The sequence below is a fragment of the Streptomyces sp. NPDC050806 genome, assembly GCF_055586425.1.
Genome location: NZ_JBVJIF010000003.1, coordinates 268,957 through 294,354, shown reverse-complemented (window position 1 = coordinate 294,354; position 25,398 = coordinate 268,957). Strand labels below are relative to the sequence as shown.

At 71.4% G+C, this 25,398-nt stretch carries 26 protein-coding genes; 15 read left to right on the top strand and 11 right to left on the bottom strand.

What is annotated here, in order from left to right; genetic code table 11:
* Positions 1-14: 14 nt before the first annotated feature.
* Complete coding sequence (locus tag ACZ6WH_RS10640) at positions 15-1,097, bottom strand: mechanosensitive ion channel family protein (RefSeq protein WP_469727998.1); 1,083 nt, start codon at positions 1,095-1,097, stop codon at positions 15-17.
* A 94-nt stretch (positions 1,098-1,191) separates the two neighbouring features.
* Between ACZ6WH_RS10640 and ACZ6WH_RS10635 the strand changes: the two genes are divergently transcribed.
* Complete coding sequence (locus ACZ6WH_RS10635) at positions 1,192-1,782, top strand: dienelactone hydrolase family protein (RefSeq protein ID WP_432853103.1); 591 nt, start codon at positions 1,192-1,194, stop codon at positions 1,780-1,782.
* Positions 1,783-1,821: 39 nt separating this feature from the next.
* Here the strand turns inward: ACZ6WH_RS10635 and ACZ6WH_RS10630 are convergent, their stop codons facing one another.
* The 5 genes from ACZ6WH_RS10630 to ACZ6WH_RS10610 all read right to left on the bottom strand — a co-directional run bounded on the left by ACZ6WH_RS10630 (position 1,822) and on the right by ACZ6WH_RS10610 (position 7,553).
* Positions 1,822-3,474 (bottom strand): alkaline phosphatase D family protein, encoded by a 1,653-nt coding sequence (locus ACZ6WH_RS10630; protein ID WP_469727519.1) that lies wholly within the window; start codon positions 3,472-3,474, stop codon positions 1,822-1,824.
* A 92-nt stretch (positions 3,475-3,566) separates the two neighbouring features.
* Positions 3,567-4,412: a thioredoxin domain-containing protein gene (locus ACZ6WH_RS10625; protein WP_469727518.1), complete on the bottom strand. Its 846-nt coding sequence runs from the start codon at positions 4,410-4,412 to the stop codon at positions 3,567-3,569.
* Between the two features lie 128 nt (positions 4,413-4,540).
* Positions 4,541-5,374, bottom strand: a complete 834-nt coding sequence (locus ACZ6WH_RS10620; RefSeq protein WP_469727517.1) for a thioredoxin domain-containing protein — start codon at positions 5,372-5,374, stop codon at positions 4,541-4,543.
* Between the two features lie 96 nt (positions 5,375-5,470).
* Positions 5,471-6,133 (bottom strand): hypothetical protein, encoded by a 663-nt coding sequence (locus tag ACZ6WH_RS10615; protein ID WP_469727997.1) that lies wholly within the window; start codon positions 6,131-6,133, stop codon positions 5,471-5,473.
* A gap of 85 nt (positions 6,134-6,218) precedes the next feature.
* A complete protein-coding gene (locus ACZ6WH_RS10610) occupies positions 6,219-7,553 on the bottom strand; it encodes a DUF2252 domain-containing protein (protein WP_469727515.1) in 1,335 nt (444 codons plus the stop codon).
* A gap of 178 nt (positions 7,554-7,731) precedes the next feature.
* On the opposite strand from ACZ6WH_RS10610, the gene dnaE reads away from it, so the two are divergent.
* Complete coding sequence (dnaE, locus tag ACZ6WH_RS10605) at positions 7,732-11,274, top strand: DNA polymerase III subunit alpha (protein WP_469727513.1); 3,543 nt, start codon at positions 7,732-7,734, stop codon at positions 11,272-11,274.
* A 90-nt stretch (positions 11,275-11,364) separates the two neighbouring features.
* Here dnaE and ACZ6WH_RS10600 read toward each other — a convergent pair whose 3' ends face one another.
* Positions 11,365-11,535 carry a hypothetical protein gene (locus ACZ6WH_RS10600; protein WP_469727512.1) on the bottom strand — a complete coding sequence of 57 codons (171 nt, stop codon included), beginning with the start codon at positions 11,533-11,535 and terminating at the stop codon, positions 11,365-11,367.
* Between the two features lie 272 nt (positions 11,536-11,807).
* On the opposite strand from ACZ6WH_RS10600, the gene ACZ6WH_RS10595 reads away from it, so the two are divergent.
* The 4 genes from ACZ6WH_RS10595 to ACZ6WH_RS10580 all read left to right on the top strand — a co-directional run bounded on the left by ACZ6WH_RS10595 (position 11,808) and on the right by ACZ6WH_RS10580 (position 15,863).
* Positions 11,808-13,139 (top strand): NYN domain-containing protein, encoded by a 1,332-nt coding sequence (locus tag ACZ6WH_RS10595; protein WP_432853083.1) that lies wholly within the window; start codon positions 11,808-11,810, stop codon positions 13,137-13,139.
* Between the two features lie 63 nt (positions 13,140-13,202).
* Positions 13,203-14,228: an ABC transporter ATP-binding protein gene (locus tag ACZ6WH_RS10590; protein ID WP_469727510.1), complete on the top strand. Its 1,026-nt coding sequence runs from the start codon at positions 13,203-13,205 to the stop codon at positions 14,226-14,228.
* 43 nt (positions 14,229-14,271) lie between these two features.
* Positions 14,272-15,090, top strand: a complete 819-nt coding sequence (locus ACZ6WH_RS10585; RefSeq protein ID WP_432864255.1) for an ABC transporter permease — start codon at positions 14,272-14,274, stop codon at positions 15,088-15,090.
* 77 nt (positions 15,091-15,167) lie between these two features.
* A complete protein-coding gene (locus ACZ6WH_RS10580) occupies positions 15,168-15,863 on the top strand; it encodes a DUF2567 domain-containing protein (RefSeq protein WP_432853077.1) in 696 nt (231 codons plus the stop codon).
* A 57-nt stretch (positions 15,864-15,920) separates the two neighbouring features.
* On the opposite strand, the gene ACZ6WH_RS10575 is transcribed toward ACZ6WH_RS10580, so the two are convergent.
* The 4 genes from ACZ6WH_RS10575 to ACZ6WH_RS10560 form a co-directional block, all read right to left on the bottom strand.
* Positions 15,921-15,995, bottom strand: a complete 75-nt coding sequence (locus ACZ6WH_RS10575) for a hypothetical protein (RefSeq protein WP_469727996.1) — start codon at positions 15,993-15,995, stop codon at positions 15,921-15,923.
* A 69-nt stretch (positions 15,996-16,064) separates the two neighbouring features.
* Complete coding sequence (ybaK, locus tag ACZ6WH_RS10570) at positions 16,065-16,565, bottom strand: Cys-tRNA(Pro) deacylase (protein WP_469727508.1); 501 nt, start codon at positions 16,563-16,565, stop codon at positions 16,065-16,067.
* A gap of 15 nt (positions 16,566-16,580) precedes the next feature.
* Positions 16,581-17,354, bottom strand: a complete 774-nt coding sequence (locus tag ACZ6WH_RS10565) for an LON peptidase substrate-binding domain-containing protein (protein ID WP_469727506.1) — start codon at positions 17,352-17,354, stop codon at positions 16,581-16,583.
* A gap of 75 nt (positions 17,355-17,429) precedes the next feature.
* The gene (locus ACZ6WH_RS10560; RefSeq protein WP_362213836.1) at positions 17,430-19,028 is read right to left on the bottom strand and encodes an oxidoreductase; all 1,599 of its coding nucleotides are present in this window, start codon (positions 19,026-19,028) and stop codon (positions 17,430-17,432) included.
* A gap of 216 nt (positions 19,029-19,244) precedes the next feature.
* Here ACZ6WH_RS10560 and hisD point away from each other — a divergent pair, with 216 nt between their 5' ends.
* The 9 genes from hisD to ACZ6WH_RS10515 all read left to right on the top strand — a co-directional run bounded on the left by hisD (position 19,245) and on the right by ACZ6WH_RS10515 (position 25,364).
* Positions 19,245-20,570 (top strand): histidinol dehydrogenase, encoded by a 1,326-nt coding sequence (gene hisD / locus ACZ6WH_RS10555; protein WP_432853070.1) that lies wholly within the window; start codon positions 19,245-19,247, stop codon positions 20,568-20,570.
* Positions 20,567-21,703 (top strand): histidinol-phosphate transaminase, encoded by a 1,137-nt coding sequence (locus tag ACZ6WH_RS10550; protein ID WP_469727505.1) that lies wholly within the window; start codon positions 20,567-20,569, stop codon positions 21,701-21,703. Before hisD ends, ACZ6WH_RS10550 begins: the two co-directional genes overlap by 4 nt.
* Positions 21,700-22,293, top strand: a complete 594-nt coding sequence (hisB, locus tag ACZ6WH_RS10545; RefSeq protein WP_030256442.1) for an imidazoleglycerol-phosphate dehydratase HisB — start codon at positions 21,700-21,702, stop codon at positions 22,291-22,293. The genes ACZ6WH_RS10550 and hisB overlap by 4 nt, the downstream gene beginning before the upstream one ends.
* Positions 22,290-22,454: a hypothetical protein gene (locus ACZ6WH_RS10540; protein ID WP_432853066.1), complete on the top strand. Its 165-nt coding sequence runs from the start codon at positions 22,290-22,292 to the stop codon at positions 22,452-22,454. The genes hisB and ACZ6WH_RS10540 overlap by 4 nt, the downstream gene beginning before the upstream one ends.
* Positions 22,445-23,095 (top strand): imidazole glycerol phosphate synthase subunit HisH, encoded by a 651-nt coding sequence (gene hisH / locus ACZ6WH_RS10535; protein WP_469727504.1) that lies wholly within the window; start codon positions 22,445-22,447, stop codon positions 23,093-23,095. Before ACZ6WH_RS10540 ends, hisH begins: the two co-directional genes overlap by 10 nt.
* Positions 23,096-23,118: 23 nt before the next feature.
* A complete protein-coding gene (priA, locus tag ACZ6WH_RS10530; protein WP_469727503.1) occupies positions 23,119-23,841 on the top strand; it encodes a bifunctional 1-(5-phosphoribosyl)-5-((5-phosphoribosylamino)methylideneamino)imidazole-4-carboxamide isomerase/phosphoribosylanthranilate isomerase PriA in 723 nt (240 codons plus the stop codon).
* A 13-nt stretch (positions 23,842-23,854) separates the two neighbouring features.
* Entirely contained in the window at positions 23,855-24,265 is a 411-nt protein-coding gene (locus tag ACZ6WH_RS10525) for a Rid family hydrolase (RefSeq protein ID WP_432853057.1), read from the top strand.
* Entirely contained in the window at positions 24,262-25,032 is a 771-nt protein-coding gene (gene hisF / locus ACZ6WH_RS10520; protein WP_432853055.1) for an imidazole glycerol phosphate synthase subunit HisF, read from the top strand. Before ACZ6WH_RS10525 ends, hisF begins: the two co-directional genes overlap by 4 nt.
* A 107-nt stretch (positions 25,033-25,139) precedes the next feature.
* Positions 25,140-25,364, top strand: a complete 225-nt coding sequence (locus tag ACZ6WH_RS10515; RefSeq protein WP_469727501.1) for a hypothetical protein — start codon at positions 25,140-25,142, stop codon at positions 25,362-25,364.
* Positions 25,365-25,398 lie beyond the last annotated feature (34 nt).

The window sequence follows — 25,398 nt, the reverse complement described above, 5'->3', positions numbered from 1 at the left end:
GCCCTGGCGAAACGCTACTTCTCCAGCGTGGGGCCGGTCCGCCCCTCGGCGGGCTCCTCCGGAACGGGCGCCGCAGCGGTCGAGATGCGCGGCAGCGCGTACGGGTGCGCGTCCCGCAGCCAGGTGATCATCTGCTCGCGCACCTCGCAGCGGACCGTCCAGATCGCGTCCGCGTCCCGGGCGGTCACCAGCGCCCGCACCTCGATCGTGCTGGGGGTGGTGTCGGTGACCACCAGGGTCTGCGCCCGGCCGTCCCAGGAGTCGGAGTTCTTCAGGATCTCCTGGAGCTTCTCGCGCATCTCCTCGACGGGCGCGCGGTGGTCGAGCTGGAAGAAGACGGTGCCGGTCATCTGCGCGCCGCCGCGCGACCAGTTCTCGAACGGGCTGCTGGTGAAGTAGGAGACCGGCATGGTGATCCGGCGCTCGTCCCAGGTCCGTACGGTCAGGAAGGTGAGGGTGATCTCCTCGACCGTGCCCCACTCGCCTTCCACCACGACGGTGTCGCCGATCCGCACCATGTCACCGAAGGCGATCTGCAGGCCCGCGAAGAGGTTGCCGAGCGTGGACTGTGCCGCGACACCGGCGACGATGCCCAGTACACCGGCCGAGGCCAGCATCGAGGTGCCGACCGCCCGCATCGCCGGGAAGGTCAGCAGCATCGCGGCGACGGCGACCACCGCGACCACCGCGGTGACCACCCGCTGGATCAGCGTGACCTGCGTACGGACCCGGCGGACCCGGGCGGCGTCCCGGGCACCTGCCGCGTACCGGGAGTACGAGGACTCCACGATCGCCGCCGAGACGCGGATCGCCAGCCAGGCGGTGGCGGCGATCAGGACCAGGGACAGCAGTTGGCCGATTCCGGCGCTGTGCTCATCGATGATCTTGAGCTTGGTGCGGTCGAAGGTGCCGCGCAGCAGCGCCGTCAGGAGCACCACCTGGAGCGGGATCCGGCAGCGCCGCAGCAGGCCCCACAACGGGGTGTCCGGGCGCGCGGCATCGGCCCGGCGCATCGCCAGATCGGCCGCCCACCCCAGGGCGAACGTGAGGGCGACGGAGCCGCCCACGACGATCAGCGGACGCAGTACGTCCTCCATGGACACGTGATCCCTCCTGGTCGGGGTCCGCTTCCTGTCGACCGTAACTGGCACGATGGGAGGAGTGCGATCCATCGACAGGGAAGTGAAACCAGTGACCGGCTCCGCGGCGACTCAAACCGTCATTCTGTTCCATTCTGTGTACGGGCTGCGGCCGGCCGTACAGGCGGGTGCCGAGCGACTGCGTGCCGCCGGCCACGAAGTGATCGTTCCCGACCTGTTCGACGGGCGCACCGCCGACACCATCGAGGACGGCATCGAGATCAAGGACGAGATCGGCAAGGACGAGCTGCTGCGGCGCGCGGTGGTGGCCGCGGCCCCGTACTCCGACCGCGGCCTGGTCTACGCGGGCCTGTCCTTCGGCGGTTCCGTCGCGCAGAACCTGGCGCTGGCCGACGCCAAGGCGCGCGGCCTGCTGCTGCTCCACGGCACCTCCGACATCGCCGACGAAGCGGCCGTGGACGACCTGCCGGTGCAGCTGCACGTGGCCGACCCGGACCCCTTCGAGCCGCACGACTGGCTGAACGCCTGGTACCTCCGCATGCAGCGGGCCGGCGCCGACGTGGAGGTCTACCGCTACCCGGGGGCCGGGCACCTCTTCACGGACGACGGGCTGCCGGACCACGACAAGGAGGCCGCCGAGGGCGCCTGGAAGGTCGGGCTGGGCTTCCTCACGAGCCTCTGAGCCCCGGGGCGCCGCCGGCGGCCGTGCACGGGCTCCCGCTCAGGCCACCGGCCCGTCGGCCCGCTCCATGCGCTGGGTGCCGCTGAGCGTGCGGTACGAGCGCGCCAGTGACGTCGTGGCGTTCCGGTCCGCCTTGTCGGAGACGACGTAGTAGTCCATCTGCGTGCGCTCGGCCGTGACGTCGAGGACGCCGTAGCCGTGGCCGTCCATGTCCACCCACTTCACGTGGCGGTTGGCGGCCCGGACCGCCGCGGCGGCGGGCAGCGACAGCGTGTGCGGCGCGACGTGCAGGGTGTCGTCGAGGTTGTCGGAGGTGACCGAGGTGACGACGAACTCGGTGGCGACCGGCGCGTGGCTCGGATACGTCGCGGCCTGGAGCGGCACATCGTTGGCCCAGGACATGTGGATGTCGCCGGTGAGGAAGACGGTGTTGCCGATGGACCGGTCGCCGAGGTGCGTCAGCAGCCCGCGCCGGTCGTCGGTGTAGCCGTCCCACTGGTCGGTGTTGATGGCCAGCCCCTCCTTGGGCAGGCCCAGCACCTCGGCGAGCGGCTCCAGCAGATGGGCCGGTACGGAGCCGAACGCCACCTGCGAGATCATCACGGAGGTGCCGACCAGCCGCCAGGCCGTGGCCGACCGTTCCAGCCCGGCCTTCAGCCAGTCCAGCTGGGCCCGGCCGGTGAGCGTGCGGTTCGGGTCGTCGGCCTGGCCGCTGCCGATCGGCGACTGCTCGTCGCGGAAGCTGCGCAGGTCCAGCAGGTGCAGATCGGCGAGCGTGCCGAACTGGAGGCGGCGGTAGGTGGTGCCGGCGGTGGACGGGCGTACCGGCATCCACTCGAAGTACGCCTGCTTGGCCGCGGCCATCCGCGCCGCCCAGTCGCCCTCGGTGTCCGGCGTGTGGTTCTCCGCGCCGCCCTTCCAGGCGTTGTCGGCGAACTCGTGGTCGTCCCACATCGCGATCACCGGGTGCGCGGCGTGCATCGCCAGCGCGTCCGGGTCGGTCTTGTGGACGCCGTGCCGGATCCGGTAGTCGGCGAGCGTGAGGAGCTCGTGGCCGGGGGAGTGCGGCCGGACCACGTACTTCAGGGCCGGGTACTCGCCGGTCTTGTACTCGTAGAGGTAGTCCCCGAGGTGCAGCACCGCGTCCAGGTCGGTGCGGGCCGCGAGGTGCCGGTACGGCGAGAAGTACCCGGACTCCCAGTTGGCGCAGGAGACCACGCCGAAGCGGACGTTGCGGACCGCGGACCCGGCGGCGGGCGCGGTGCGGGTGCGGCCCACGGGGGAGTGGACGCCGAGCGCGGTGAAGCGGAACCAGTAGGTGGTGGCGGGCGAGAGGCCCCGTACGTCCGCCTTGACGGTGTGGTCGGTGGTCGCCGAGGCGGTCGCGGTGCCCCGTGCGACCACCTCGGTGAAGCCCTTGTCGGCGGCCACCTGCCAGCCCACCTCGGCGGCCGGGCCCTGGCCCGAACCGGGCAGGGCGTCGGCGGCGGGGGTGACGCGGGTCCACAGCAGGATGCCGTCGGGCAGCGGGTCGCCGGAGGCGACGCCGTGCTGGAAGGGGGCCACCGCGGCGGCCTTGGCGGTCCGGTCGGCGGCGCGCGCGGTGGCGGCGGTGCCGAGGGGCAGCAGGGCGGCGGTGGCGGCTACGGCCGTGACGGCAGTACGGCGCGAGATCTGGTCATGATCGGTCACGGCCGATCACCCTACTGGCTGGTAAGTGACTTCAGGGGTACGGATTCCATCGAATTCATGAACCCGCGCCCCTGGTCACCACGGGCGGCGTGTCACTTCTCCGCCGGGCCGAACTCCTTGTCGATCATCTTCTTGAAGTTGGCCTGCGCGAGCTTGTTGTACTGCGCCTGCGTCATCTGCTGCTGGGGGATCGGCGCCATCGTCAGCTTCTTGTCCCCGTGCATGAAGGTCGGGGTGCCCTTGACGCCCTTGCGGCCGAACAGCCCGGCCATCTCCATCGCCCAGCGGTCGTACGTGCCGTCCTTGACCGCCCGCTCGAACTTCGCGTCGCCCTTGAGCTCGGGCACCTGGCCGGCGACCTTCAGCAGCGCGGAGTCCTTGGCGTAGGTGTCCACGCTCTCTTCGGGGTGGTTCTTCAGCGAGTACAGCGCCTCCTTGTAGTGGAGGAACGCCTGGGGGCTCTTGTCCAGCGCGGCGCCCAGCGCGCTCAGCGCGTTCTTGGAGCCCTCGCCGCCGCCCATGTCGTCGATGAAGGCGTACATCGTGAAGCGGGCCTTGTAGCGGCCGTCGTCGATGTCCTTCAGGAGGACCTTGCCGGTGGACTGCTCGAAGGCGGCGCACGCCGGGCAGCGGATGTCCTCGAACACCTCCAGGGTGTCCTTCGCGCTCTTGTCGCCGATGACGATCTCGGTGCCGTTCTTGCCCTGGGTGTGCGCGGGCCGCACCAGCTTCGCTTCCTTGGCGGCTTCCCAGCCGGTCGGCTCGTTGGCCTTCATCACGGCGTAGCCGATGCCGCCGGCGATCACCAGGACGCCGAGCACACCGCCCGCCACGACGAGCTGACGGCGGAGCCTCGCGCGCTTCTTCTCCCGCTCCCGTTCCGCGCGTATGCGCTCCCGGGCTGCGGACTTGGCGGCCTGGCTGTTGCGGTTGCTCATGCGGTCCCCTCCATGGCGGGGAGTCTGCCACGGGGGCCGGCCGGCGCGAGGTCAAGATTCGGCAACGGCCGGCGGACGCACGGGGCGTATGCCACCCGTACCTCCGCCGGCCGTCACCGGTGCGTCCGCTACTTCTTCAGGCTCTTCTCCACAAGGGAGTTGAAGACGCCGGCCGTGGACGGCGCGCTCTGTCCGTCGGCGGAGAGCAGCTTGTCGTTGAGCTTGATCGTGGGCGTGCTCCGGACGTCCTTCGCGTTGTTGAACGCGTCCGACATCGTCAGCGCCCAGCGGTCGTACGTGCCGTCCTTCAGGGCCTTCTGGAACGCCTTGTCACCCTTGAGCTCGGGAACCGTGTCCGCGACCTTGATCAGGTACGCGTCGTCGGCGAACTTGTCGGGGCCGGTCTCCTCGGGGTGGTACTTCTTCGAGTACAGCGCGTACTTGTACTCGAGGAACGCCTCGGGGCTCTTGTTCAGCGCGGCGCCCAGGGCGCTCACCGCGTTCTTGGAGCCGGTGCCCTGGAGGTTGTCGTCCAGGAACGTGCCCAGGTGGAAGGTGGCCTTGTACTTGCCGTCGGCGATGTCCTTCTCGACCGTCCCGCCGACGTTCTGCTCGAAGTTGGCGCAGCCGGGGCAGCGTGGGTCCTCGTACAGCGAGAGGGTGTTCTTCGCGCCCTTCTCACCGATGGTGATCGTCGTGCCGTCGCTGCCGGAGGTGTGGGCCGGCTTGACCAGCTTGGCGTCCTTGGCCTTGGCCCAGGTGTCCTCCGGGCTGCCGCCGTCGCCGCCGCCGGAGTTGGCGACGGCCAGGCCGATGCCGCCGGCGATGGCCAGCACCACGACGATCGCGCCGCCGACCGTCAGCTGACGGCGCACCTTGTCCTTCTTGGCCTGCCGCTCGCGCTCGGCGCGCAGCCGCTCACGGGCTGCCTGCTTGTTGGCCTGGCTGTTGCGGTTGCTCATGATCGGGTTGCTCCTGGGGTCTGCTGTGCCGGGGCGGCGCCGGAGACGGCGTGCCGCGTCCCGTACGGAAGGGGAAGGGACCGGTGGCTCGCGGCTTCAGGCCGCGAGGACGCAGGCCGGAGGTCCCCGGCGGACGACGCAGTGCACGAGCAGGGGGAGGGAGCGCGGGGGCGCTGCGGCCGTCACGGGCGGTACGGCCCGGCGGCGCGGGGCGCGGGCGGCGCCGAGCACCGCGACCGCGACCAGCAGCGGCCGCAGTGCGAAGACGGCCAGCGAGCCCAGCAGCCGCTCCAGCGCGGCCTCGCCGCGCCGCAGCCAGGCGGCGGCCAGCAGCCCGACCGCGACGTGCGCGGCGAGCAGCAGCAGCCAGGTGGCGGCGGGGGCCGGGTGGTGGCCGGTGGCCCGGGCCAGCGGGGTGCCGACGTCGCCGCCGCGGCAGAGCAGGTCGACGCCCAGCGAGCGGAGCGGGCCGGCGACGGGGCCGCCGGCCATGCCGTAGCAGGCGTGCTGGCCGACGCTGAAGACCGTGTCGGCGGCCAGCTCCAGCGGTACCAGCAGGGCCGCGATCGGCCCGAAGCGCCGCTCCCGGCCCGCCAGCGCGTACGCGAGCACGAACACGACGGCGGCGAGCGCGGCCACCGTCGTCAGCGGCAGCGGCATCCGGGAGAGCAGCACATGGGAGGCGGTGGACAGCGTGACGCACAGCGCCGTGAAGAGCGCCGCACGCAGTGCCCTCAGGTGTGCCGCCGAAATGTCCATCGAAATCGAGTCTGCCATGGGGCGGAGTAAGCGCCGCTTAAGGGGGTTCTGTGAATCGGGGCCCGGGGCGGCCGGGCCCCGTGGATCACAGCCCCGGGATGCGGCCGTTGCGGAAGAGGTCGACGAAGATCTGGTGGTCGCGGCGGGCCCGGGCGCCGTACCCGTGCGCGAAGTCCACCAGCAGCTCGGCGAAGCCGGCCTCGTCGGCGGCGATGGCCGCGTCGATCGCGCGCTCCGTGGAGAACGGCACGAGCGAGTGGCCGCTCTCGTCGTCCGCCGCCGCGTGCATCGCGGCCGTCGCCCGGCCCAGGTCGGCGACGACCGCCGCGATCTCGTCGATCTCGTCGATGTCGGACCAGTCCAGGTCCACGGCGTACGGCGAGACCTCGGCGACCAGCTGGCCGCTGCCGTCCAGCTCGGTCCAGCCGAGCCAAGGGTCGGCGTGCGCCTGCAGGGCGCGCTGGGAGATCACCGTGCGGTGCCCCTCGTGCTGGAAGTAGCCGCGCACCTCGGGGTCGGTGACGTGCCGCGAGACCGCCGGGGTCTGCGCCTGCTTCATGTAGATCACGACGTCGTTCTCCAGGGCGTCGCTGTTGCCCTCCAGCAGGATGTTGTACGAGGGCAGCCCCGCCGAGCCGATGCCGATGCCGCGCCGCCCCACGACGTCCTTGACGCGGTAGGAGTCCGGGCGGGCGAGGCTGGACTCCGGCAGCGTCTCCAGATAGCCGTCGAACGCCGCGAGGACCTTGTAGCGGGTCGCCGCGTCCAGCTCGATGGCACCGCCACCGGGGGAGAAGCGCCGCTCGAACTCGCGGATCTCCGTCATCGAGTCCAGCAGCGCGAAGCGGGTGAGCGAGCGGGCGTCGCGCAGCGCGTCCAGCAGCGGGCCCTGGGCGGTGTCCAGGGTGAAGGGCTGAACCTCGTCGTCCTTGGCGCCGGCGGCCAGGGCGTGGATGCGCTCCCGGTAGGCGGCGGCGTAGGTGCGCACCAGGTCGGTGATCTGCTCGTCACTGAGCGCCTTGGCGTACCCGATGAGCGCCACGGAGGCGGCGAAGCGCTTGAGGTCCCAGGTGAAGGGGCCGACGTAGGCCTCGTCGAAGTCGTTGACGTTGAAGATCAGCCGGCCGGTGGCGTCCATGTACGTGCCGAAGTTCTCCGCGTGCAGATCGCCGTGGATCCACACCCGGGAGGTCCGCTCGTCCAGGTACGGGCCGGTGTCCTTGCCCTGCTCCAGGTCCTTGTAGAACAGGCAGGCCGTGCCGCGGTAGAAGGCGAAGGCGGAGGCGGCCATCTTGCGGAACTTCACACGGAAGGCCGCGGGGTCGGCGGCCAGCAGCTCCCCGAAAGCGGTGTCGAAGACGGCGAGTATCTCCTCGCCGCGCCGGTCGGCGTCCTGCGCCGGGACGTGCTGGGTCGACATCGCTTGCTGCCTCCTGGGGCCCGTGCGGGGGCCATCTGTTTTCGGACGGATGTTCCGTGACTGACAACGCGCGAGGCTACCTGCGCGTGCCCGGGGGCGGCCTCGATTGTCGGTCCGGAGTCGTAGACTTCCAGACCGTCCACTTACTCCCGCCCACAGCTTTCGGAGGTCCTCCGCCGTGGCCAAGCCGCCGTTCACGCACCTGCACGTCCACACCCAGTACTCGCTGCTGGACGGTGCCGCGCGGCTCAAGGACATGTTCAAGGCCGCCAATGAAATGGGCATGACGCACGTCGCCATGTCCGACCACGGCAACCTCCACGGCGCCTACGACTTCTTCCATTCCGCGCAGAAGGCGGACGTGACGCCGATCATCGGCATCGAGGCATACGTCGCGCCCGAGTCCCGGCGGCTCAAGCGCAAGGTCCAGTGGGGCCAGCCGCACCAGAAGCGCGACGACGTCTCCGGTTCCGGTGGTTACACCCACAAGACGATCTGGGCGGCGAACAAGACCGGCCTGCACAACCTCTTCAAGCTCACCTCCGACGCCTACGCCGAGGGCTGGCTGCAGAAGTGGCCGCGGATGGACAAGGAGACCATCTCCCAGTGGTCCGAGGGACTGATCGCGTCCACCGGCTGCCCCTCCGGTGAGCTGCAGACCCGGCTCCGCCTCGGTCAGTACGAGGAGGCCAAGAAGGCGGCCGCCGAGTACCAGGACATCTTCGGCAAGGACCGGTACTTCCTGGAGCTGATGGACCACGGCATCGAGATCGAGCGCCGGGTGCGCGAGGACCTGCTGAAGATCGGCAAGGAGCTCGGCATCCCCCCGCTGGTCACGAACGACTCGCACTACACCTACTCGCACGAGGCGACCGCGCACGACGCGCTGCTGTGCATCCAGACCGGCAAGAACCTCTCGGACCCGGACCGCTTCCGCTTCGACGGCACCGGCTACTACCTGAAGTCGACGGAGGAGATGTACGCCATCGACTCCTCCGAGGCGTGGCAGCAGGGCTGCGACAACACCCGGCTGATCGCCGACATGATCGACACCACCGGGATGTTCGAGAAGCGCGACCTGATGCCGAAGTTCGACATCCCCGAGGGCTTCACCGAGGTCACCTGGTTCAAGGAGGAGGTCCGGCGGGGCATGGCCCGCCGCTTCCCCGGCGGCGTCCCCGACGACCGTCAGCGGCAGGCCGAGTACGAGATGGACATCATCCTGCAGATGGGGTTCCCGGGATACTTCCTGGTCGTCGCGGACTTCATCATGTGGGCGAAGAACAACGGCATCGCGGTGGGCCCGGGGCGAGGATCGGCGGCCGGCTCGATCGTCGCGTACGCCATGGGCATCACCGACCTCGACCCGATCGAGCACGGGCTGATCTTCGAGCGGTTCCTCAACCCCGAGCGCGTGTCCATGCCCGATGTCGACATCGACTTCGACGAGCGTCGGCGCGTCGAGGTGATCCGGTACGTCACCGAGAAGTACGGCGCCGACAAGGTCGCCATGATCGGTACGTACGGCAAGATCAAGGCGAAGAACGCGATCAAGGACTCGGCCCGTGTGCTGGGCTACCCGTACGCGATGGGTGACCGCCTCACCAAGGCCATGCCCGCCGACGTCCTCGGCAAGGGCATCGACCTGGACGGCATCACCAACCCCGAGCACCCCCGCTACAGCGAGGCGGGCGAGATCCGGGGGATGTACGAGAACGAGCCGGACGTGAAGAAGGTCATCGACACCGCCAAGGGCGTCGAGGGCCTGGTCCGGCAGATGGGCGTGCACGCGGCCGGCGTGATCATGTCCAGCGAGCCGATCGTCGACCACGCCCCGCTGTGGACGCGGCACACCGACGGCGTGACGATCACGCAGTGGGACTACCCGCAGTGCGAGTCGCTCGGCCTGCTGAAGATGGACTTCCTGGGCCTGCGCAACCTCACCATCATGGACGACGCCCGGAAGATGGTGGAGGCCAACAAGGGCGTCTCGCTGGACCTCCTGGAGATCCCGCTCGACGACCCGAAGACGTATGAGCTGCTCTGCCGCGGTGACACGCTCGGCGTCTTCCAGTTCGACGGTGGCCCGATGCGTTCGCTGCTGCGCCAGATGCAGCCCGACAACTTCGAGGACATTTCCGCCGTCTCGGCCCTGTACCGGCCGGGCCCGATGGGCATGAACTCCCACACCAACTACGCGGAGCGGAAGAACGGCCGCCAGGAGATCACGCCGATCCACCCGGAGCTGGAGGAGCCGCTCAAGGAGGTCCTGGGCCTCACCTACGGCCTGATCGTCTACCAGGAGCAGGTCCAGAAGGCCGCCCAGATCGTCGCCGGGTATTCGCTGGGCGAGGCGGACGTCCTCCGCCGCGTGATGGGCAAGAAGAAGCCCGAGGAGCTGGAGAAGAACTTCGTCCTCTTCCAGGCGGGCGCCCGGAAGAACGGCTTCTCCGACCAGGCGATCCAGGCGCTGTGGGACGTGCTGGTCCCGTTCGCCGGCTACGCGTTCAACAAGGCGCACTCCTCCGCGTACGGCCTGGTCACGTACTGGACCGCCTACCTCAAGGCGAACTACCCGGCCGAGTACATGTCCGCGCTGCTCACCTCGGTGCGCGACGACAAGGACAAGTCGGCGGTCTACCTGAACGAGTGCCGCAAGATGGGCATCAAGGTCCTGCCGCCGAACGTCAACGAGTCCGAGGCGAACTTCGCCGCGCAGGGCGACGACGTGATCCTCTTCGGCCTCTCCGCCGTCCGCAACGTCGGCACGAACGTCGTCGAGGCGATCATCCGCAGCCGCAAGGCCAAGGGGAAGTTCTCCTCCTTCCCCGACTACCTCGACAAGGTCGAGGCCGTGGTCTGCAACAAGCGCACCACCGAGTCGCTGATCAAGGCCGGCGCCTTCGACGAGATGGGCCACACCCGCAAGGGCCTCACCGCGCACTACGAGACGATGATCGACAACGTCGTGCAGGTGAAGCGCAAGGAGGCCGAGGGGCAGTTCGACCTCTTCGGCGGGATGGGCGACGAGGCGGACGACGGCGGCCCCGGCTTCGGTCTGGACGTGGAGTTCTCCGACGTGGAGTGGGACAAGACCTACCTGCTCGCGCAGGAGCGCGAAATGCTGGGTCTGTACGTCTCCGACCACCCGCTGTTCGGCCTGGAGCACGTACTGTCCGACAAGGCGGACGCGGCGATCGCGCAGCTGACCGGCGGCGACTACTCCGACGGCTCGATCGTCACCATCGGCGGCATCATCTCGGGCCTCCAGCGCAAGATGACCAAGCAGGGCAACGCCTGGGCCATCGCCACGGTCGAGGACCTGGCCGGCTCCATCGACTGCATGTTCTTCCCGGCCACCTACCAGCTGGTCTCCACCCAGCTCGTCGAGGACGCGATCGTCTTCGTCAAGGGCCGTCTGGACAAGCGCGAGGACGTCCCGCGCCTGGTCGCGATGGAGATGATGATCCCCGACCTCACGGATGCCGGGACGAACGCGCCGCTGACGATCACCATCCCGACGCTCAAGGTCACCCCGCCGCTGGTCGAGAAGCTCGGTGACGTGCTGAACCAGCACCGCGGCTCCACGGAGGTGCGGATCAGGCTCCAGGGCACGCAGAAGACGACCGTGCTGCGCCTGGACAAGCACCGCGTCACCGCCGACCCCTCGCTCTTCGGCGATCTGAAGGTGCTGCTCGGCGCCTCCTGCCTCACCGGCTGAGCGGCCGGCGGACCGTACGTACGGGGGCGCGCCCGGGATCTTTCCCGGGCGCGCCCCTTTCTGTCGCGCTACCGCCGCACCGCGGCCGCGTCAGTTGTGCCCGAAGCGGCGCTCCCGGTGCTTGCGGGCGACGTCGCCCGGGTTCGCCTGGGCGGACGACTTCGACTGCGCCTCCATGGACGTCTGCTGGGCCTGCTGCTGCCCGCGCTCGGCCTGTTCGGCGGCCTTCTGATTGCGGTCACGGTTCTTGTTCTTGGCCATGATCGTCCTCCTGGGGGGATCCTGGGATCGGGGCCGAAGCCAGAGTTACACGCCGGGCAAAAGGCTGCATTTCGGGCAATTCTCTTGGGTGAGGCGGAGTGTCGGCGGCGGAATCCTGGTGCCGACGGCGTAAAGCGCCACGCCGATGATCGAGTTCCGGCAGATAACCCCCGCCCGGTCGGGCAGACTCGAAGAAAGCCGAAGACACCTCAGCCATCAGGCCGAGCCGGGGGGCGACCGGACTGCAGGACCTCAAGGGAAGAGGGTGCAACGTGGATCGCTGCGTCGTCCTGGTGGACGCCGGATACTTGCTCGGCGCCGCCGCGAGCCTGCTGGCCGGCGAGCCCGCCCGGTCCCGGATCACCGTCGACCACGCCGCCCTCATCCAGGGCCTGCGGGAGCGCGCGGAGGCCGACACCGAGCGGCAGCTGCTGCGCATCTACTGGTTCGACGGCGCCCCCGACCGGGTGCCGCAGCCCGAGCACCGCAGGCTGCGGGTGATGCCCCGGGTCACGGTACGGCTGGGCGCCCTGACCCGCAGCGACGGCCGCTGGGCGCAGAAGGGCGTGGACGCCGCCATGCACGCCGAGCTGACCGAGCTGGCCCGTAACCGCGCCTGTTCCGACATCGTCCTGGTCACCGGCGACGGCGATCTGCTGCCCGGCCTGATGTCCGCCAAGGAGCACGGCGTCGCCGTGCACCTCTGGGCCGTCCAGGCCGCCGACGGCGACTACAACCAGTCCGAGGACCTGGTCGCCGAGGCCGACGAACGCCGGGTACTGGACCGCGCCTGGATCACCCGCGCGGTCCGCGCCAAGGACATCAGCGGCGTCTGCCCGCCGGCGTCCGTGCCGCGCACCGAGATCGCCGCGATCCTCTCCGCGCCGCTCCCGGAGTCCGCCGTCGCCGCGGCCGCGGCCGCCTCCGCCGCCGACCGGGACCCCGGCGACCGCCCCGAACGCAACGGCACCGCCCGCCCGGGCCCCGTCCCGCGCTCCGGCGCGCCCGACGGCGCGGCGGCCGCGGCCCCGGCCGGCGCCGACGGTGCCTGCGTGGTGGACCGGAACGAGGAGGCGACGGCGGCCGGCGCGGGCGGCAGGGGCGTGCCCACCCCCAAGGACCTGGCGGGCCTCGGCAAGAACCACACCACGCCGCCCGCCGGCACGCCGGTGCCCGCCGCCGCGACGCTGCGCTGGTCCTCCGACAAGGGCTGGATGGAACGGACCGGCGGGCCGGTCGGCGAGCCCCCGGAGACCGCCTCGCTGCCCACCCTCGCCCAGCTGACCAGCCCCGAGCAGCGCTGGGCCGACCGCGAGGAGGACATCACCGCGGTCGGCGGCGACCCCTTCGAGGTCGGCCAGGTCTTCGCCCGCCGCTGGACCGAACGGCTCAGCGACACCGCACACCTCCAGCAGCTCTCCACGGAGTACCCGCGCATCCCGCACCGCATCGACGGCGAGCTGCTGCGCTACGCCGCCCGGTTCGGACTGCTGGCGCACAAGGACGACCAGATCGACGAGCACGACCGGTACGCCATCCGGGCCGGGTTCTGGCGCGAGGTCGACCTGCGGACGGCCGCCGAGCACGCCCCCGCGGCCGACTGACGGGCCGCCCGCCGGACGCCCCGCGGACGGCGGGCCCGCGGCGGGCGCGTACCCTCGTTCCTCGTGAGGACGGGCACACAGACGGGCACACGACGGGCCGCGGACGGCGGGACCGTGGTGGCCGTGCGGGATCTGGTCAAGACGTATCCCGCGGTGCGCGGGCGCCGCGGCGCCCCCGACGTACCCGCCGTACGTGCCAGCGACGGCATCGCGCTGGACATCGGGCGCGGCGAGATCTTCGGACTGCTGGGGCCCAACGGCGCCGGCAAGTCCACCCTGGTACGCCAGCTCACGGGCCTGCTGCGGCCGGACTCCGGCAGCGTGAGCGTGCTGGGCCACGACATCGTGCGCCACCCCGAACGCGCCGCCCGGCTGCTGGGCTACCTCGGCCAGGAGACCACCGCGCTCGACGAGATGACCGTGGCGCTCGCGGTGGAGACCACCGGGCGGCTGCGCGGGCTGGAGACCCGGGCCGCGCGTGCCGAGCGGGACGCCGTCCTCGACGAGCTGGACCTCGGCTCCCTCGCCGGGCGGCCGCTGAAGAAGCTCTCCGGCGGACAGCGGCGGCTGGCCTGCTTCGCCACCGTCCTCGTGGGCGAACGCCCGCTGCTCGTCCTGGACGAGCCGACGACCGGCATGGACCCCCTCGCACGGCGTGCCGTGTGGGCGGCCGTCGACCGGCGGCGCGCCGAGCGCGGAGCCACCGTCCTGCTCGTCACCCACAACGTCATCGAGGCGGAGACCGTGCTGGACCGGGTCGCGGTGATCGACCGCGGCCGGGTCATCGCCTGCGACACGCCCGGCGGGCTGAAAGAACTGGTGGGCCAGGAGGTACGGGTGGAACTGGTCTGGCGCGACCGCCCGCCGCTGGACGTGCCCGAGGTCGCCCGGCTCGGCGAGCACGCGCGGCAGAGCGGCCGGCGCTGGACGCTGCGGATGGCGCCGGACGAGGCGCGTGCCGCGGTGGCCGCGGTCACCGGCGGCCCCGCGTTCGCCGCGCTGGACGATTTCACCCTTGCCACGCCCAGCCTGGAGGATGTCTACCTCGCCCTGGGCGGGCGGACTGAGGAAGGCTTGGTGAAGGCGTGAGGGCGGCCCGGCCGGAACGGAAGAGGAGCGGCGCGGCGTGACAGTGGTTCCTGCGGAGGCGGTGACCGGCAAGCGGGCCGGTACCGGGACCCGCGACGTCCCGGCGGCGGCCGAACTGGCGCCGCGCGCACGACTGCGCCCGGCGCTGGCCGCCGTCTACCGCGCACAGCTCTCCCGGGCCCGGGTGGCCCGCATCCCGCTGCTGTTCGTCGCCACCTTCCAGTCCGTCGGGATCATGGTCCTGATGCGCGGTGTGGCGGACGGCCCCGACGAGGCACGGGCCGTGGTCGCCGGGTCCAGCGTGCTGGTCGTGGCGTTCGTGGCGCTCAACCTGCTCGCGCAGTACTTCGGCCAGCTGCGGGCCTGCGGCGGCCTGGACCACTACGCCACGCTGCCGGTGCCGCCCGCCGCCGTGGTGCTGGGCGCGGCCGGCGCGTACGCCTCCTTCACCGTCCCCGGCGCCGTGGTCACCGCGGTGGCCGGCAGCGTCCTCTTCCAGCTGCCGCTGGCCAACCTCTGGGTACTGGTCGCCGTCATCCCGCTCTCCGGTGCGGCACTGTCCGGCCTGGGCGCCGCGCTCGGGCTGCTCGCGCCCCGCCAGGAGCTGGCCACGCTCCTCGGCCAGCTGGGCATGTCGGCGGCGCTGCTGCTCGGCGTGCTGCCCGCCGGCCGGCTGCCCGCGGTCATCGGCTACGCGCGCGACCTGCTGCCCTCCACGTACGGCGTGGAGGCGCTGGCGCACAGCTTCGACGCGCACCCGGACTGGCTGCTGATCGGTGTCGACCTCGGCGTGTGCGCGGCCGTCGGCGTGCTCTCGCTGTCCGTGGCGACCTGGGCGTACCGCCGGGCGGCAGTACGGTGACCGGGCGGAGCGGGGCGACCGGCCCGGAGGAGCGTCCTGCCGCCGGTGGGAGAGCCGGGACCTGGCACGATGGCGGGGTGAGTGCACCGCTGACACCGCCCGACCGCCCGTCGAACCAGCAGCCGGGGGACACCCGTGACCCGTGGGCCCGGCCCGCGACCGAGGAGGACCACGTGCCGACGTCCCCGCAGGAGTACGGCGGGTCCGACGCCCGCCCCCTTGACGGGGACGGTGGCCCGGGCCTGCGCGTCGAGCTGCGCGAGGCCGTGCTGATCGTGCTGGTCACGACGGTGTGCGGGGCGCTGTTCGGGGTGCTGTGGGCATGGCTGGCGCCGCACGTTCCGCTGATCTCGGACGGCAAGGCCGTCTACCTGAAGAACGCCGAGGGCGAGGAGTCGATCGGCGCCGACGGCACGTTCCTGCTGCTCGGGCTGGGCCTGGGCGTGCTGAGCGCCGCGCTGGTCTTCCTGTGGCGGCGGCGCGGCGGCGTGCCGCTCGTGGTGGCCCTGGTGGCCGGCGGCCTGCTGGCCTCGGTGCTCGCCTGGCGGATCGGCATGCTGCTCGGGCCGGATCAGGACGTGGTCGCGCAGGCCAAGGCGGCCGGCAAGGGCATCGCCTTCGACGCGCCGCTGCGGCTCCAGGCCAAGGGCGCGCTGCTGGCCTGGCCGATCGGGGCGGCGCTGGCCAACCTCCTGCTGACCGGGGCGTTCGGCCCGCGCGACCCGGAGCCGTTCGTGCCGGACTGGAACGCGCCGCAGCCGCCCCGGGACTGACGTACCGGGTGACCCGCCCACGCGTGCCGGTCACCCGGGAGCGCCGTCCTCAGCTGGTCAGGCCGGCCGACGGCCGTGGTTGGCCCGGCCCTTCTTGACGCGCCACTTCCGTTTGCGGGTCTTCTTCGACACAGGGACCTCCTCGGTCGGTCCCTACGGGTACTAGTCGCGGCCGGGGAAGGCGTAAAGGGGTCCGGCCGGTCAGGCCCGGCCGATCGGCGCGAACGTGGCGCCGGTGAGCGCCGCCAGGTCCTTCGGCGACAGCTCGATCTCCAGGCCGCGGCGGCCGGCCGAGACGCAGACCGTCGCCAGGGCCTCGGCCGAGGCGTCCAGGACCGTACGGAGCTTCTTGCGCTGGCCCAAGGGGGAGATGCCGCCGCGTACGTAGCCGGTGGTGCGCTCGGCGAGCGCGGGGTCGGCCATCGCGGCGCGCTTGCCGCCCACCGCCGCCGCCAGCGCCTTGAGGTCCAGCGAGCCGGAGACGGGTACGACGGCCACGGTGAGCGTGCCGTCGATGTCCGCCACGAGCGTCTTGAAGACCTGGTCGGGCGAGACGCCCAGCGCCTCGGCGGCCTCCTCGCCGTACGAGGGCGCCGCCGGGTCGTGCTCGTAGGCGTGCGTGGTGAAGGGGACGCCCGCGCCGGTCAGGGCCACCGTCGCCGGGGTGCCGCCCTGCTTGCCGTTCCTGGACTTCTTCGCCAACGCCTCGGCCTCGTGTCAGTTGGGGTGGGTCTGCTGCCGGGTCAGGTCCACGGCCGGCAGCGACGGGAGCTTACCGATCACCGCGGTCTCCTGGCGCAGCATTTTCAGCTCCTGAGCGAGCCGGCTGGCGGTGTCGGGCGCCTCCAGGAGCTGCTGCTTGCGGGGGACGTCCAGCACGGTCGCCGCGGCCACCAGGTAGGAGAGGACGGCCGGATCGTCCGGCAGCTCCTGGGAGCTGGTCACCGTGCGCTCGTTCGCCCAGGCCAGCTTCTTCTGGTACATGCGGAACGCCCGCTCCACGCCGGTGGCGAGCGCGCCCGCGCCGTCGCCCTCCTCTTCCTCCAACGGCTCGATCTCGCCGGTGAGGTAGGGCCCCGAGGCATCGACGGAGAGCAGCCGGAAGCGGGTGGTGCCGGTGGTCAGCACCTCGAAGGCGGTGTTCTCGTCGCTGCCCTCGGGGGCCGGGCCCGCCGCCGTGCTCTTCTCCTGGATCGTCGCCGCGTCCGCGATGCAGCCGACCGGATGGAAGGCGCGCAGCGGGTCGTCACCGAAGCCGGCCGCCGCGCCCTGTTCGGGGACGGCGGTGCTGTCGGGCAGGCCCGGGGCGGTCGCGGCGACCTCCCGCCCGTCGCGGATCGCGACGACTCCAAAGCGGCGCTCGTCCTCCGGGAGGTCGAGCAGGTCCCGCATCAGTGCTCGGTACCGCGCCTCGAACACGTTCAGCGGGAGCACGAGTCCCGGGAACAGCACCGAGTTCAGCGGGAAGAGCGGTAGGCGCACGGAGGTCACAGCCCGTAAGCCTAAATGGTCGGCGGCGTCCCGGGAGGGGCCGGGCGTCACAGGAGTGTTTCCCGGCCCCGTGGATTACTGGCGCCGCAGCAGCCGCGAGGCGCCGGCGGCGACCGTGGTGGCCAGTACCCAGCCCGCCAGGATCATGAGCGCGGCCGCCCACTGGGAGCCGCCCTCGGGCCGCCAGTAACTGTCCTGGTTGAGGTCGATGACGGGCAGCAGGAGGTCGAGGGAGTACAGGTACGGGTTCCACAGGGGCGTCTCGCCGGGCTTGAGGGCGTGCGGCGGGTTCTGCGAGAAGAAGACCGTGCCCACCGCCCACAGGACGGCCATCCACACGGCGGCGCGGCCCGGCCGGTATCCGTAGGCCACCGTCCAGTCCTGGAGGAAGCCCCACGACTTGCCCGCGAGGGGCAGCGTCTCCCGGCGTCTGCGCTGCTTGGCGAGGAGGACCTCGCGCGCGTCCGCGTCCTCACCGCTGCTGCGGAGTGCCGCGGCGAGCATCTCGTACGGCTCGGGGGCGTACTCCGGGGTGGCCGCCGCCACCCACTGGAGGCGCAGCGAGAGCGGGAAGTGGCCGCGGGGGATCAGCGTCTCGTACGCGAAACCGGCCATCCACAGGCCGCCCAGACCGGGCCAGCTGGTCGACTTGTCGACCAGGTTCACCACCCGCGCCCCGGAGAGGATGACCCGGCCGCGCTGCGGACGCTCGCCGAGGAAGCGCAGCTCAGGGGTCTGGATGCGGCGCATCGACAGCTCCTGGTCGGACTCCAGGACGAAGCGGGCCTGGTCCAGGTCGACGGCGTCGCCGAACCGGCCGTCGTCCAGCCGCATGCCGCCCTCGCACTCGAATCGCTGCATGCGGGTGCCGCGCGCCGGGGTGGCGGTGATGCCGTACGGGGGAGTGGCGCTGCCGGCGACCGAGCCGGTGAGCCCGGCGGCGGTGAGGTAGAGCGTGCGCTCGACGGTGAGCTGCGGGGCGTTCAGCGCCCGGCGGCCGTACGGATTGCTCAGCCGGCTGCCGCGCAGGCTCAGCGACACGCCGACGGTCGCGCCGCGCAGCGTCAGCTCGCCGTAGGACTCCAGCATCTCGGCCTGGAGGTCCTGGGCCACGGTCAGGCCGTCGGCGGTGATGGACCGGCCACGCCGGTCCTTGTGCACCACGGCCTGGTTGAGCATGAGGTCCGTGCCGATGTGCGCGTCGGTGAGCCGGATGCCGTTCTGGACGACACAGCGCGGCAGGTGCAGGTCACCCTCGGTGTGCAGGCGGGCCGCCTCCAGCCGGGGGATGGCGCAGTTCACCATCCGCAGCGTCGTGAAGCGGCTCTCGGGGAGCGTGACCTCGCGCTCGAAGCGGCAGTCGCGCAGTTCCACAAATGGCTCGATCGTGCCCCCCGCGACGTCGAGGGAACCGCTGATGTAGGCGCCGGTCAGCTTCAGCGCGGAGACCCGGCCGGGCTGGGCCGGCGGGCCGTCCAGAAGGAGCAGCGCGACGATCCGGGCACGCACCGTGCGCTCGGCGCCCCACGTGTGGCGGCCGTGCGGATCGTTGCGCGCCGGATCGTCGGTGCGCAGATCGCATGTGCTGCCGTTGCGGTACGACTGCCACAGGGCCCATTCCGCAGGGCTCAGATCCAGGTCGGCCGGCGCGTCGCCGTCGGTGGGGTCACTCACCGCGGCATCCCCCTCTCGTTCCCGGCCGCGCCGTCCGGGCGCCGCCGTCCTCTCCATGCGTACCGGGCGCCCCACACGTACCGCTGCGACCCCCTCGGCTCCCCATTCCCGCAGGGCGACCGGGTGAACGCCAGTGGTCAGAATCACCCCGGGGAGTGCGTATCACCGATTGATACGGGCGGCAGGCACCGGCAGCACGTCTGAGACACTGGAGGAGTGATCTCCCGAATCGATCTGCGCGGTGACGCCCTCCCCGAGGGTGGCGCCCTGCGCGACCTGCTGCCCCGTGCCGAGTTCGACGTGGAAGCCGCCCTGGAGAAGGTGCGGCCCATCTGCGAGGACGTGCGCCATCGTGGCACGGCTGCGCTGATCGAGTACGCCCATCGGTTCGACCGGGTCGAGATCGAGCAGGTACGCGTGCCCGCCGAGGCGCTGCGCACCGCGCTGGAGGAGCTGGACCCGGCGGTCCGGGCCGCGCTGGAGGAATCCGTCAAGCGGGCCCGCACCGTCCACCGTGAGCAGCGGCGTACGGATGTGACGACGAAGGTCGTGCCCGGCGGCACCGTCACCGAGCGGTGGGTGCCGGTCGAGCGCGTCGGGTTGTATGTGCCCGGTGGCCGCTCGGTCTACCCCTCGTCCGTGGTGATGAACGTCGTCCCGGCCCAGGAGGCCGGCGTCGAGTCGCTGGCGATCGCCTCGCCCCCGCAGGCCGAGTTCGGCGGCCTGCCGCACCCGACCATCCTGGCCACCTGCGCCCTGCTGGGCGTCGACGAGGTGTACGCGGCCGGCGGCGCGCAGGCCGTCGCGATGTTCGCGTACGGCACCGAGGACTGCCTTCCGGTCAATCTGGTGACCGGTCCCGGCAATATTTACGTCGCCGCCGCCAAGCGCCTGCTCAAGGGCCGGATCGGCATCGACTCCGAGGCCGGCCCCACCGAGATCGCCGTCCTCGCCGACGACACCGCCGACCCGGCGCACGTCGCGGCCGACCTGATCAGCCAGGCCGAGCACGACCCGATGGCCGCCGCCGTCCTGGTCACGGACTCGGCGGAGCTGGCCGAGCGGGTCGAGAAGGAGCTGGAGCCGCAGGTCCGCGCGACCCGGCACATCGAGGACCGGATCATCCCGGCGCTGGCCGGCCGCCAGTCCGCGATCGTCCTGGTCGACGGCGTGGACGAGGGCCTGAAGGTGGTGGACGCCTACGGCGCCGAGCACCTGGAGATCCAGACCGCGGACGCCGCTGCGGTGGCCGCCCGGGTCCGCAACGCCGGCGCGATCTTCGTCGGCCCGTACGCCCCGGTCTCGCTCGGCGACTACTGCGCGGGCTCCAACCACGTCCTGCCCACCGGCGGCTGCGCGTGCCACTCCTCGGGGCTGTCGGTGCAGTCCTTCCTGCGCGGCATCCATGTCGTGGACTACACCCGCGACGCACTGGCCGAGGTCGCCCACCACGTGGTGACCCTCGCCGAGGCCGAGGACCTCCCGGCACACGGCGCGGCCATCAAGGCAAGGTTCGACTGGAAGGTCCCGCAGTCCAAGTGACCAGGAACCCCTCTTCGTCCCCTTGGGACGATCTCCCCATCCGGGACGAGCTGCGCGGCAAGTCCCCGTACGGCGCTCCGCAGCTGGACGTGCCGGTACGCCTGAACACCAACGAGAACCCCTACCCGCTCCCCGAGCCGCTGGTGCGGCGGATCGCCGAGCGCGTCACCGAGGCGGCCCGCGACCTCAACCGCTACCCGGACCGGGACGCGGTCGAGCTGCGCACGGAGCTGGCCCGGTACCTCTCCCGCACCGGCGGGCACGAGGTCACCAAGGACCAGGTCTGGGCGGCCAACGGCTCCAACGAGGTCATCCAGCAGCTGCTGCAGACCTTCGGCGGCCCCGGCCGCTGCGCCCTCGGCTTCGAGCCGTCGTACTCGATGCACGGCCTGATCTCGCGCGGCACGGGCACGGACTGGATCTCGGGCCCGCGCAACGACGACTTCACCATCGACGTCGAGACCGCGAAGAAGACCATCGCCGAGCGCAAGCCGGACGTGGTCTTCGTCTGCTCGCCGAACAACCCCACCGGCACCGCCGTGGAAGCGGAAACGGTTCTGGCGTTGTACGACGCGGCGCAGGCGGCCAAGGCGGACACCGCCGGGGCGCTCGTGGTCGTCGACGAGGCGTACGGCGAGTTCAGCCACCGCCCCTCGCTGCTGCCGCTGATCGAGGGCCGGCCGAACCTGGTCGTCTCCCGGACGATGTCCAAGGCGTTCGGCGCGGCCGGGCTGCGCCTGGGCTACCTCGCCGCCGACCCGGCCGTGGTCGACGCCGTACAGCTGGTGCGCCTGCCGTACCACCTCTCCTCGGTCACCCAGGCCACCGCGCTGGCGGCCCTGGAGCACACCGACACCCTGCTGAAGTACGTCGAGCAGCTGAAGACCGAGCGGGACCGCATCGTCGACGAGCTGCGCGCGATCGGCTGCGAGGTCGTCGACTCCGACGCCAACTTCGTGCAGTTCGGGCGGTTCGAGAACCAGCACGCGGCCTGGCAGGCCATCCTCGACCAGGGAGTCCTGGTCCGTGACAACGGAGTGCCGGGCTGGCTGCGGGTATCCGCCGGCACCCCGGCGGAGAACGACGCGTTCCTCGATGCGGTGCGCGCGATCATGAAGGAGAAGGGCGCATGAGCCGCGTAGGGCGCGTCGAGCGCAAGACCAAGGAGACCTCGGTCCTCGTCGAGATCGACCTCGACGGCACCGGACAGGTCGACGTCTCGACCGGCGTGGGCTTCTACGACCACATGCTCGACCAGCTCGGCCGGCACGGTCTGTTCGACCTCACCGTGAAGACCGACGGTGACCTGCACATCGACACCCACCACACCATCGAGGACACCGCCCTCGCGCTGGGTGCCGCCTTCAAGCAGGCCCTCGGCGACAAGGTGGGCATCTACCGCTTCGGCAACTGCACCGTCCCGCTGGACGAGTCGCTCGCCCAGGTGACCGTGGACCTCTCGGGCCGCCCGTACCTGATCCACACCGAGCCCGAGAACATCGCGCCGATGATCGGCACCTACGACACGACGATGACCCGGCACATCCTGGAGTCCTTCGTCGCGCAGGCGCAGATCGCCCTGCACGTCCACGTGCCGTACGGGCGCAACGCCCACCACATCGTGGAGTGCCAGTTCAAGGCGCTGGCCCGGGCGCTGCGGTACGCCTCCGAGCGGGACCCGCGCGCGGCCGGCATCCTGCCCTCCACGAAGGGCGCGCTGTGAACGGTCTGTCGACGGTCTTCATCCTCGTGGGCCTCTTCCTGCTCGGCGGGGTCTACTCCTTCTGGAAGCAGCAGCTGCCCAAGAGCGTGATCGTGCTGCTCGCCATCGGCTCGGTGCTCTGCCTGGCCGCCGGCATCGTGCGGCTGGAGGTATGGAATTGAGCGCGCCGCGCAAGAAGGTCGTCGTCTTCGACTACGGCTTCGGCAACATCCGCTCCGCCGAGCGGGCGCTGGCCCACGTCGGCGCCGATGTCGAGGTGACCCGCGACTACGACACCGCCATGAACGCCGACGGGCTGCTCGTCCCCGGCGTCGGCGCCTTCGCGTCCTGCATGCAGGGGCTGCGCGAGGCGCGCGGCGACTGGGTCGTGGGCCGCCGCCTCGCCGGCGGGCGCCCGGTCATGGGCATCTGCGTCGGCATGCAGATCCTGTTCACGCGCGGCATCGAGCACGACGTGGAGGCAGAGGGCCTGGACGAGTGGCCCGGCACGGTCGGCCCGCTCAAGGCCGACATCGTGCCGCACATGGGCTGGAACACCGTCGAGGCGGCGCGGGACTCGCGGCTCTTCGCGGGCCTGGACACCGACGCGCGTTACTACTTCGTGCACTCCTACGCGGTGCACGACTGGGAGCTGGAGGTCACCAACCCCAGCATGCGTGCCCCGCAGGTCACCTGGGCCACGCACGGCGAGCCCTTCGTGGCCGCCGTGGAGAACGGCCCGCTGTGGGCCACCCAGTTCCACCCCGAGAAGTCCGGCGACGCCGGCGCCCAGCTCCTGTCCAACTGGATCGAAACCCTGTGAGTGCTGAGAGTCCTGTGAGTGCTGTGAACAAGCTCGAACTGCTGCCCGCCGTCGACGTCCGCGACGGCCAGGCCGTCCGCCTCGTGCACGGCGAGTCCGGCTCCGAGACCTCCTACGGCGACCCGCTCCAGGCCGCACTGGCCTGGCAGCAGTCGGGCGCCGAGTGGCTGCACCTGGTCGACCTGGACGCCGCGTTCGGCACCGGTGACAACCGCGCGCAGATCGCCGAGGTGGCCCGCTCCATGGACATCAAGGTCGAGCTGTCCGGCGGCATCCGCGACGACGACTCGCTGGCCGCGGCGCTCGCCACCGGCTGCAAGCGCGTCAACATCGGCACCGCCGCCCTGGAGAACCCCGAGTGGGTCGCCAAGATCATCGCTGAGCACGGTGACAAGATCGCGGTGGGTCTGGACGTGCGCGGCACGACGCTGCGCGGCCGCGGCTGGACCCGTGACGGCGGCGACCTGTACGAGACGCTGACCCGGCTGGACGCCGAGGGCTGCGCCCGGTACGTCGTCACCGACATCGACAAGGACGGCACCCTCCAGGGCCCCAACCTGGAGCTGCTCAAGAACGTCTGCGCCGCGACCGACCGGCCCGTCGTGGCCTCCGGCGGCGTCTCCTCCCTGGACGACCTGCGGGCCATCGCCTCGCTGGTGCCCGAGGGTGTGGAGGGCGCCATCGTCGGCAAGGCCCTGTACGCCAAGGCGTTCACCCTGGAAGAGGCCCTGGAGGCCACCCGATAACGGAGGCAGTGCGATGAGCGGTGTACGGCGCGTACCTGGTGAGGGCCCCTGGGAAGAGGTCTTCGGCGCGGCACGCGCCGTCGCCGCCGGGGACCGGGTGCTGGTCTCCGGCACCACCCCGTTCGACGGCACGGTGCTGTACGGCGAGGGCGACCCGTACGAACAGACGCGGGTCGCCTTCACCCGCGCTGTCGACGCCCTGGCGGAGTTCGGCCTCGACGCCGCCTCCGTCCTGCGCACCCGCCTCTACCTCGCCCACACCCGCGACCTCGACGAAGCGGCGCGGGCCCACCAGGAGCTCTTCGGCGCGGTCCGGCCCGCCACCACGGTCGTCGTGGTCTCGGGCTTCGTCGATCCGCGGATCCTGGTCCAAGTAGAACTAGAAGCCTTCCGAGCAACCGGCGAAGGAGCCCGACCCTCATGACCCTCGCGGTCCGAGTCATCCCCTGCCTGGACGTGGACAACGGCCGGGTCGTCAAGGGCGTGAACTTCCAGAACCTCCGTGACGCCGGCGACCCCGTCGAGATGGCCAAGGTCTACGGCGAGGAGGGCGCGGACGAGCTGACCTTCCTCGACATCACCGCCTCCTCCGGCAACCGCGAGACCACCTACGACGTGGTCCGCCGCACCGCCGAGCAGGTCTTCATCCCGCTCACCGTCGGTGGCGGCGTCCGCACCCCCGAGGACGTCGACAAGCTGCTGCGCGCGGGCGCTGACAAGGTCGGCGTGAACACCGCCGCCATCGCCCGCCCGGACCTGATCCGGGAGATCGCCGAGCGCTTCGGCCGCCAGGTCCTGGTCCTCTCGGTCGACGCCCGCCGCACGCCCGAGGGCACCACCACCCCCTCCGGCTTCGAGGTCACCACGCACGGGGGCCGCCGCGGCACCGGCATCGACGCGGTCGAGTGGGCCCACCGCGCCGCCGACCTCGGCGCCGGCGAGATCCTCCTCAACTCCATGGACGCCGACGGCACCAAGGACGGCTACGACACCGAAATGATCGCCGCCGTCCGCAAGCACGTGACCATTCCGGTCATCGCCTCCGGCGGCGCCGGCAAGCTCACCGACTTCCCCCCGGCCGTCGACGCCGGTGCCGACGCGGTCCTGGCAGCCTCCGTCTTCCACTTCGGCGACCTCCGCATCGGCGAGGTGAAGAACACCCTGCGGGAGGCGGGACGACCGGTCCGCTGACGGGCTCCGCGAGGTTCACGGGGCGCGTGGGGTGCTGCGCGCCTCGGGTTCATCCTTGGTGGTGAGCGTGGTCGTGACGGTGCAACCGCGTTGTCCAGCCTGGCACCGTGCCTGACATCACGATCGAGTTCACCGAGGAAGCGCTGGTCGAGCTGCGCGCGGAGGCCGGAGAGCGCGACATCTCCGTCGAGCGGCTGTGCCACGACACGCTGACGGAGAGCATCACCCGGCGACGGCGGAAGCAGCGCTTCGTCGACGGAGCGACGGAGAAGCCGCTGACGTACGAGGCGGAGTTCGAGCGAGCCTCCCCAGGGGACACGCAGGGACGGTAAGTCCGCTGGATGCCCGCCCGCGTGGCTCGTACGC

Bases quoted from the DNA above. Each gene is read 5' to 3' on its own strand.
- ACZ6WH_RS10620 (WP_469727517.1), bottom strand. From the start codon at position 5,374: ATGAGCAACCGCAACAGCCAGGCCAACAAGCAGGCAGCCCGTGAGCGG.
- hisH (WP_469727504.1), top strand. From the start codon at position 22,445: ATGGAATTGAGCGCGCCGCGCAAGAAGGTCGTCGTCTTCGACTACGGC.
- ACZ6WH_RS10600 (WP_469727512.1), bottom strand. From the start codon at position 11,535: ATGGCCAAGAACAAGAACCGTGACCGCAATCAGAAGGCCGCCGAACAG.
- ACZ6WH_RS10610 (WP_469727515.1), bottom strand. From the start codon at position 7,553: ATGTCGACCCAGCACGTCCCGGCGCAGGACGCCGACCGGCGCGGCGAG.
- ACZ6WH_RS10615 (WP_469727997.1), bottom strand. From the start codon at position 6,133: ATGGACATTTCGGCGGCACACCTGAGGGCACTGCGTGCGGCGCTCTTC.
- ACZ6WH_RS10525 (WP_432853057.1), top strand. From the start codon at position 23,855: ATGAGCGGTGTACGGCGCGTACCTGGTGAGGGCCCCTGGGAAGAGGTC.
- ACZ6WH_RS10640 (WP_469727998.1), bottom strand. From the start codon at position 1,097: ATGGAGGACGTACTGCGTCCGCTGATCGTCGTGGGCGGCTCCGTCGCC.
- hisF (WP_432853055.1), top strand. From the start codon at position 24,262: ATGACCCTCGCGGTCCGAGTCATCCCCTGCCTGGACGTGGACAACGGC.
- hisB (WP_030256442.1), top strand. From the start codon at position 21,700: ATGAGCCGCGTAGGGCGCGTCGAGCGCAAGACCAAGGAGACCTCGGTC.
- ACZ6WH_RS10625 (WP_469727518.1), bottom strand. From the start codon at position 4,412: ATGAGCAACCGCAACAGCCAGGCCGCCAAGTCCGCAGCCCGGGAGCGC.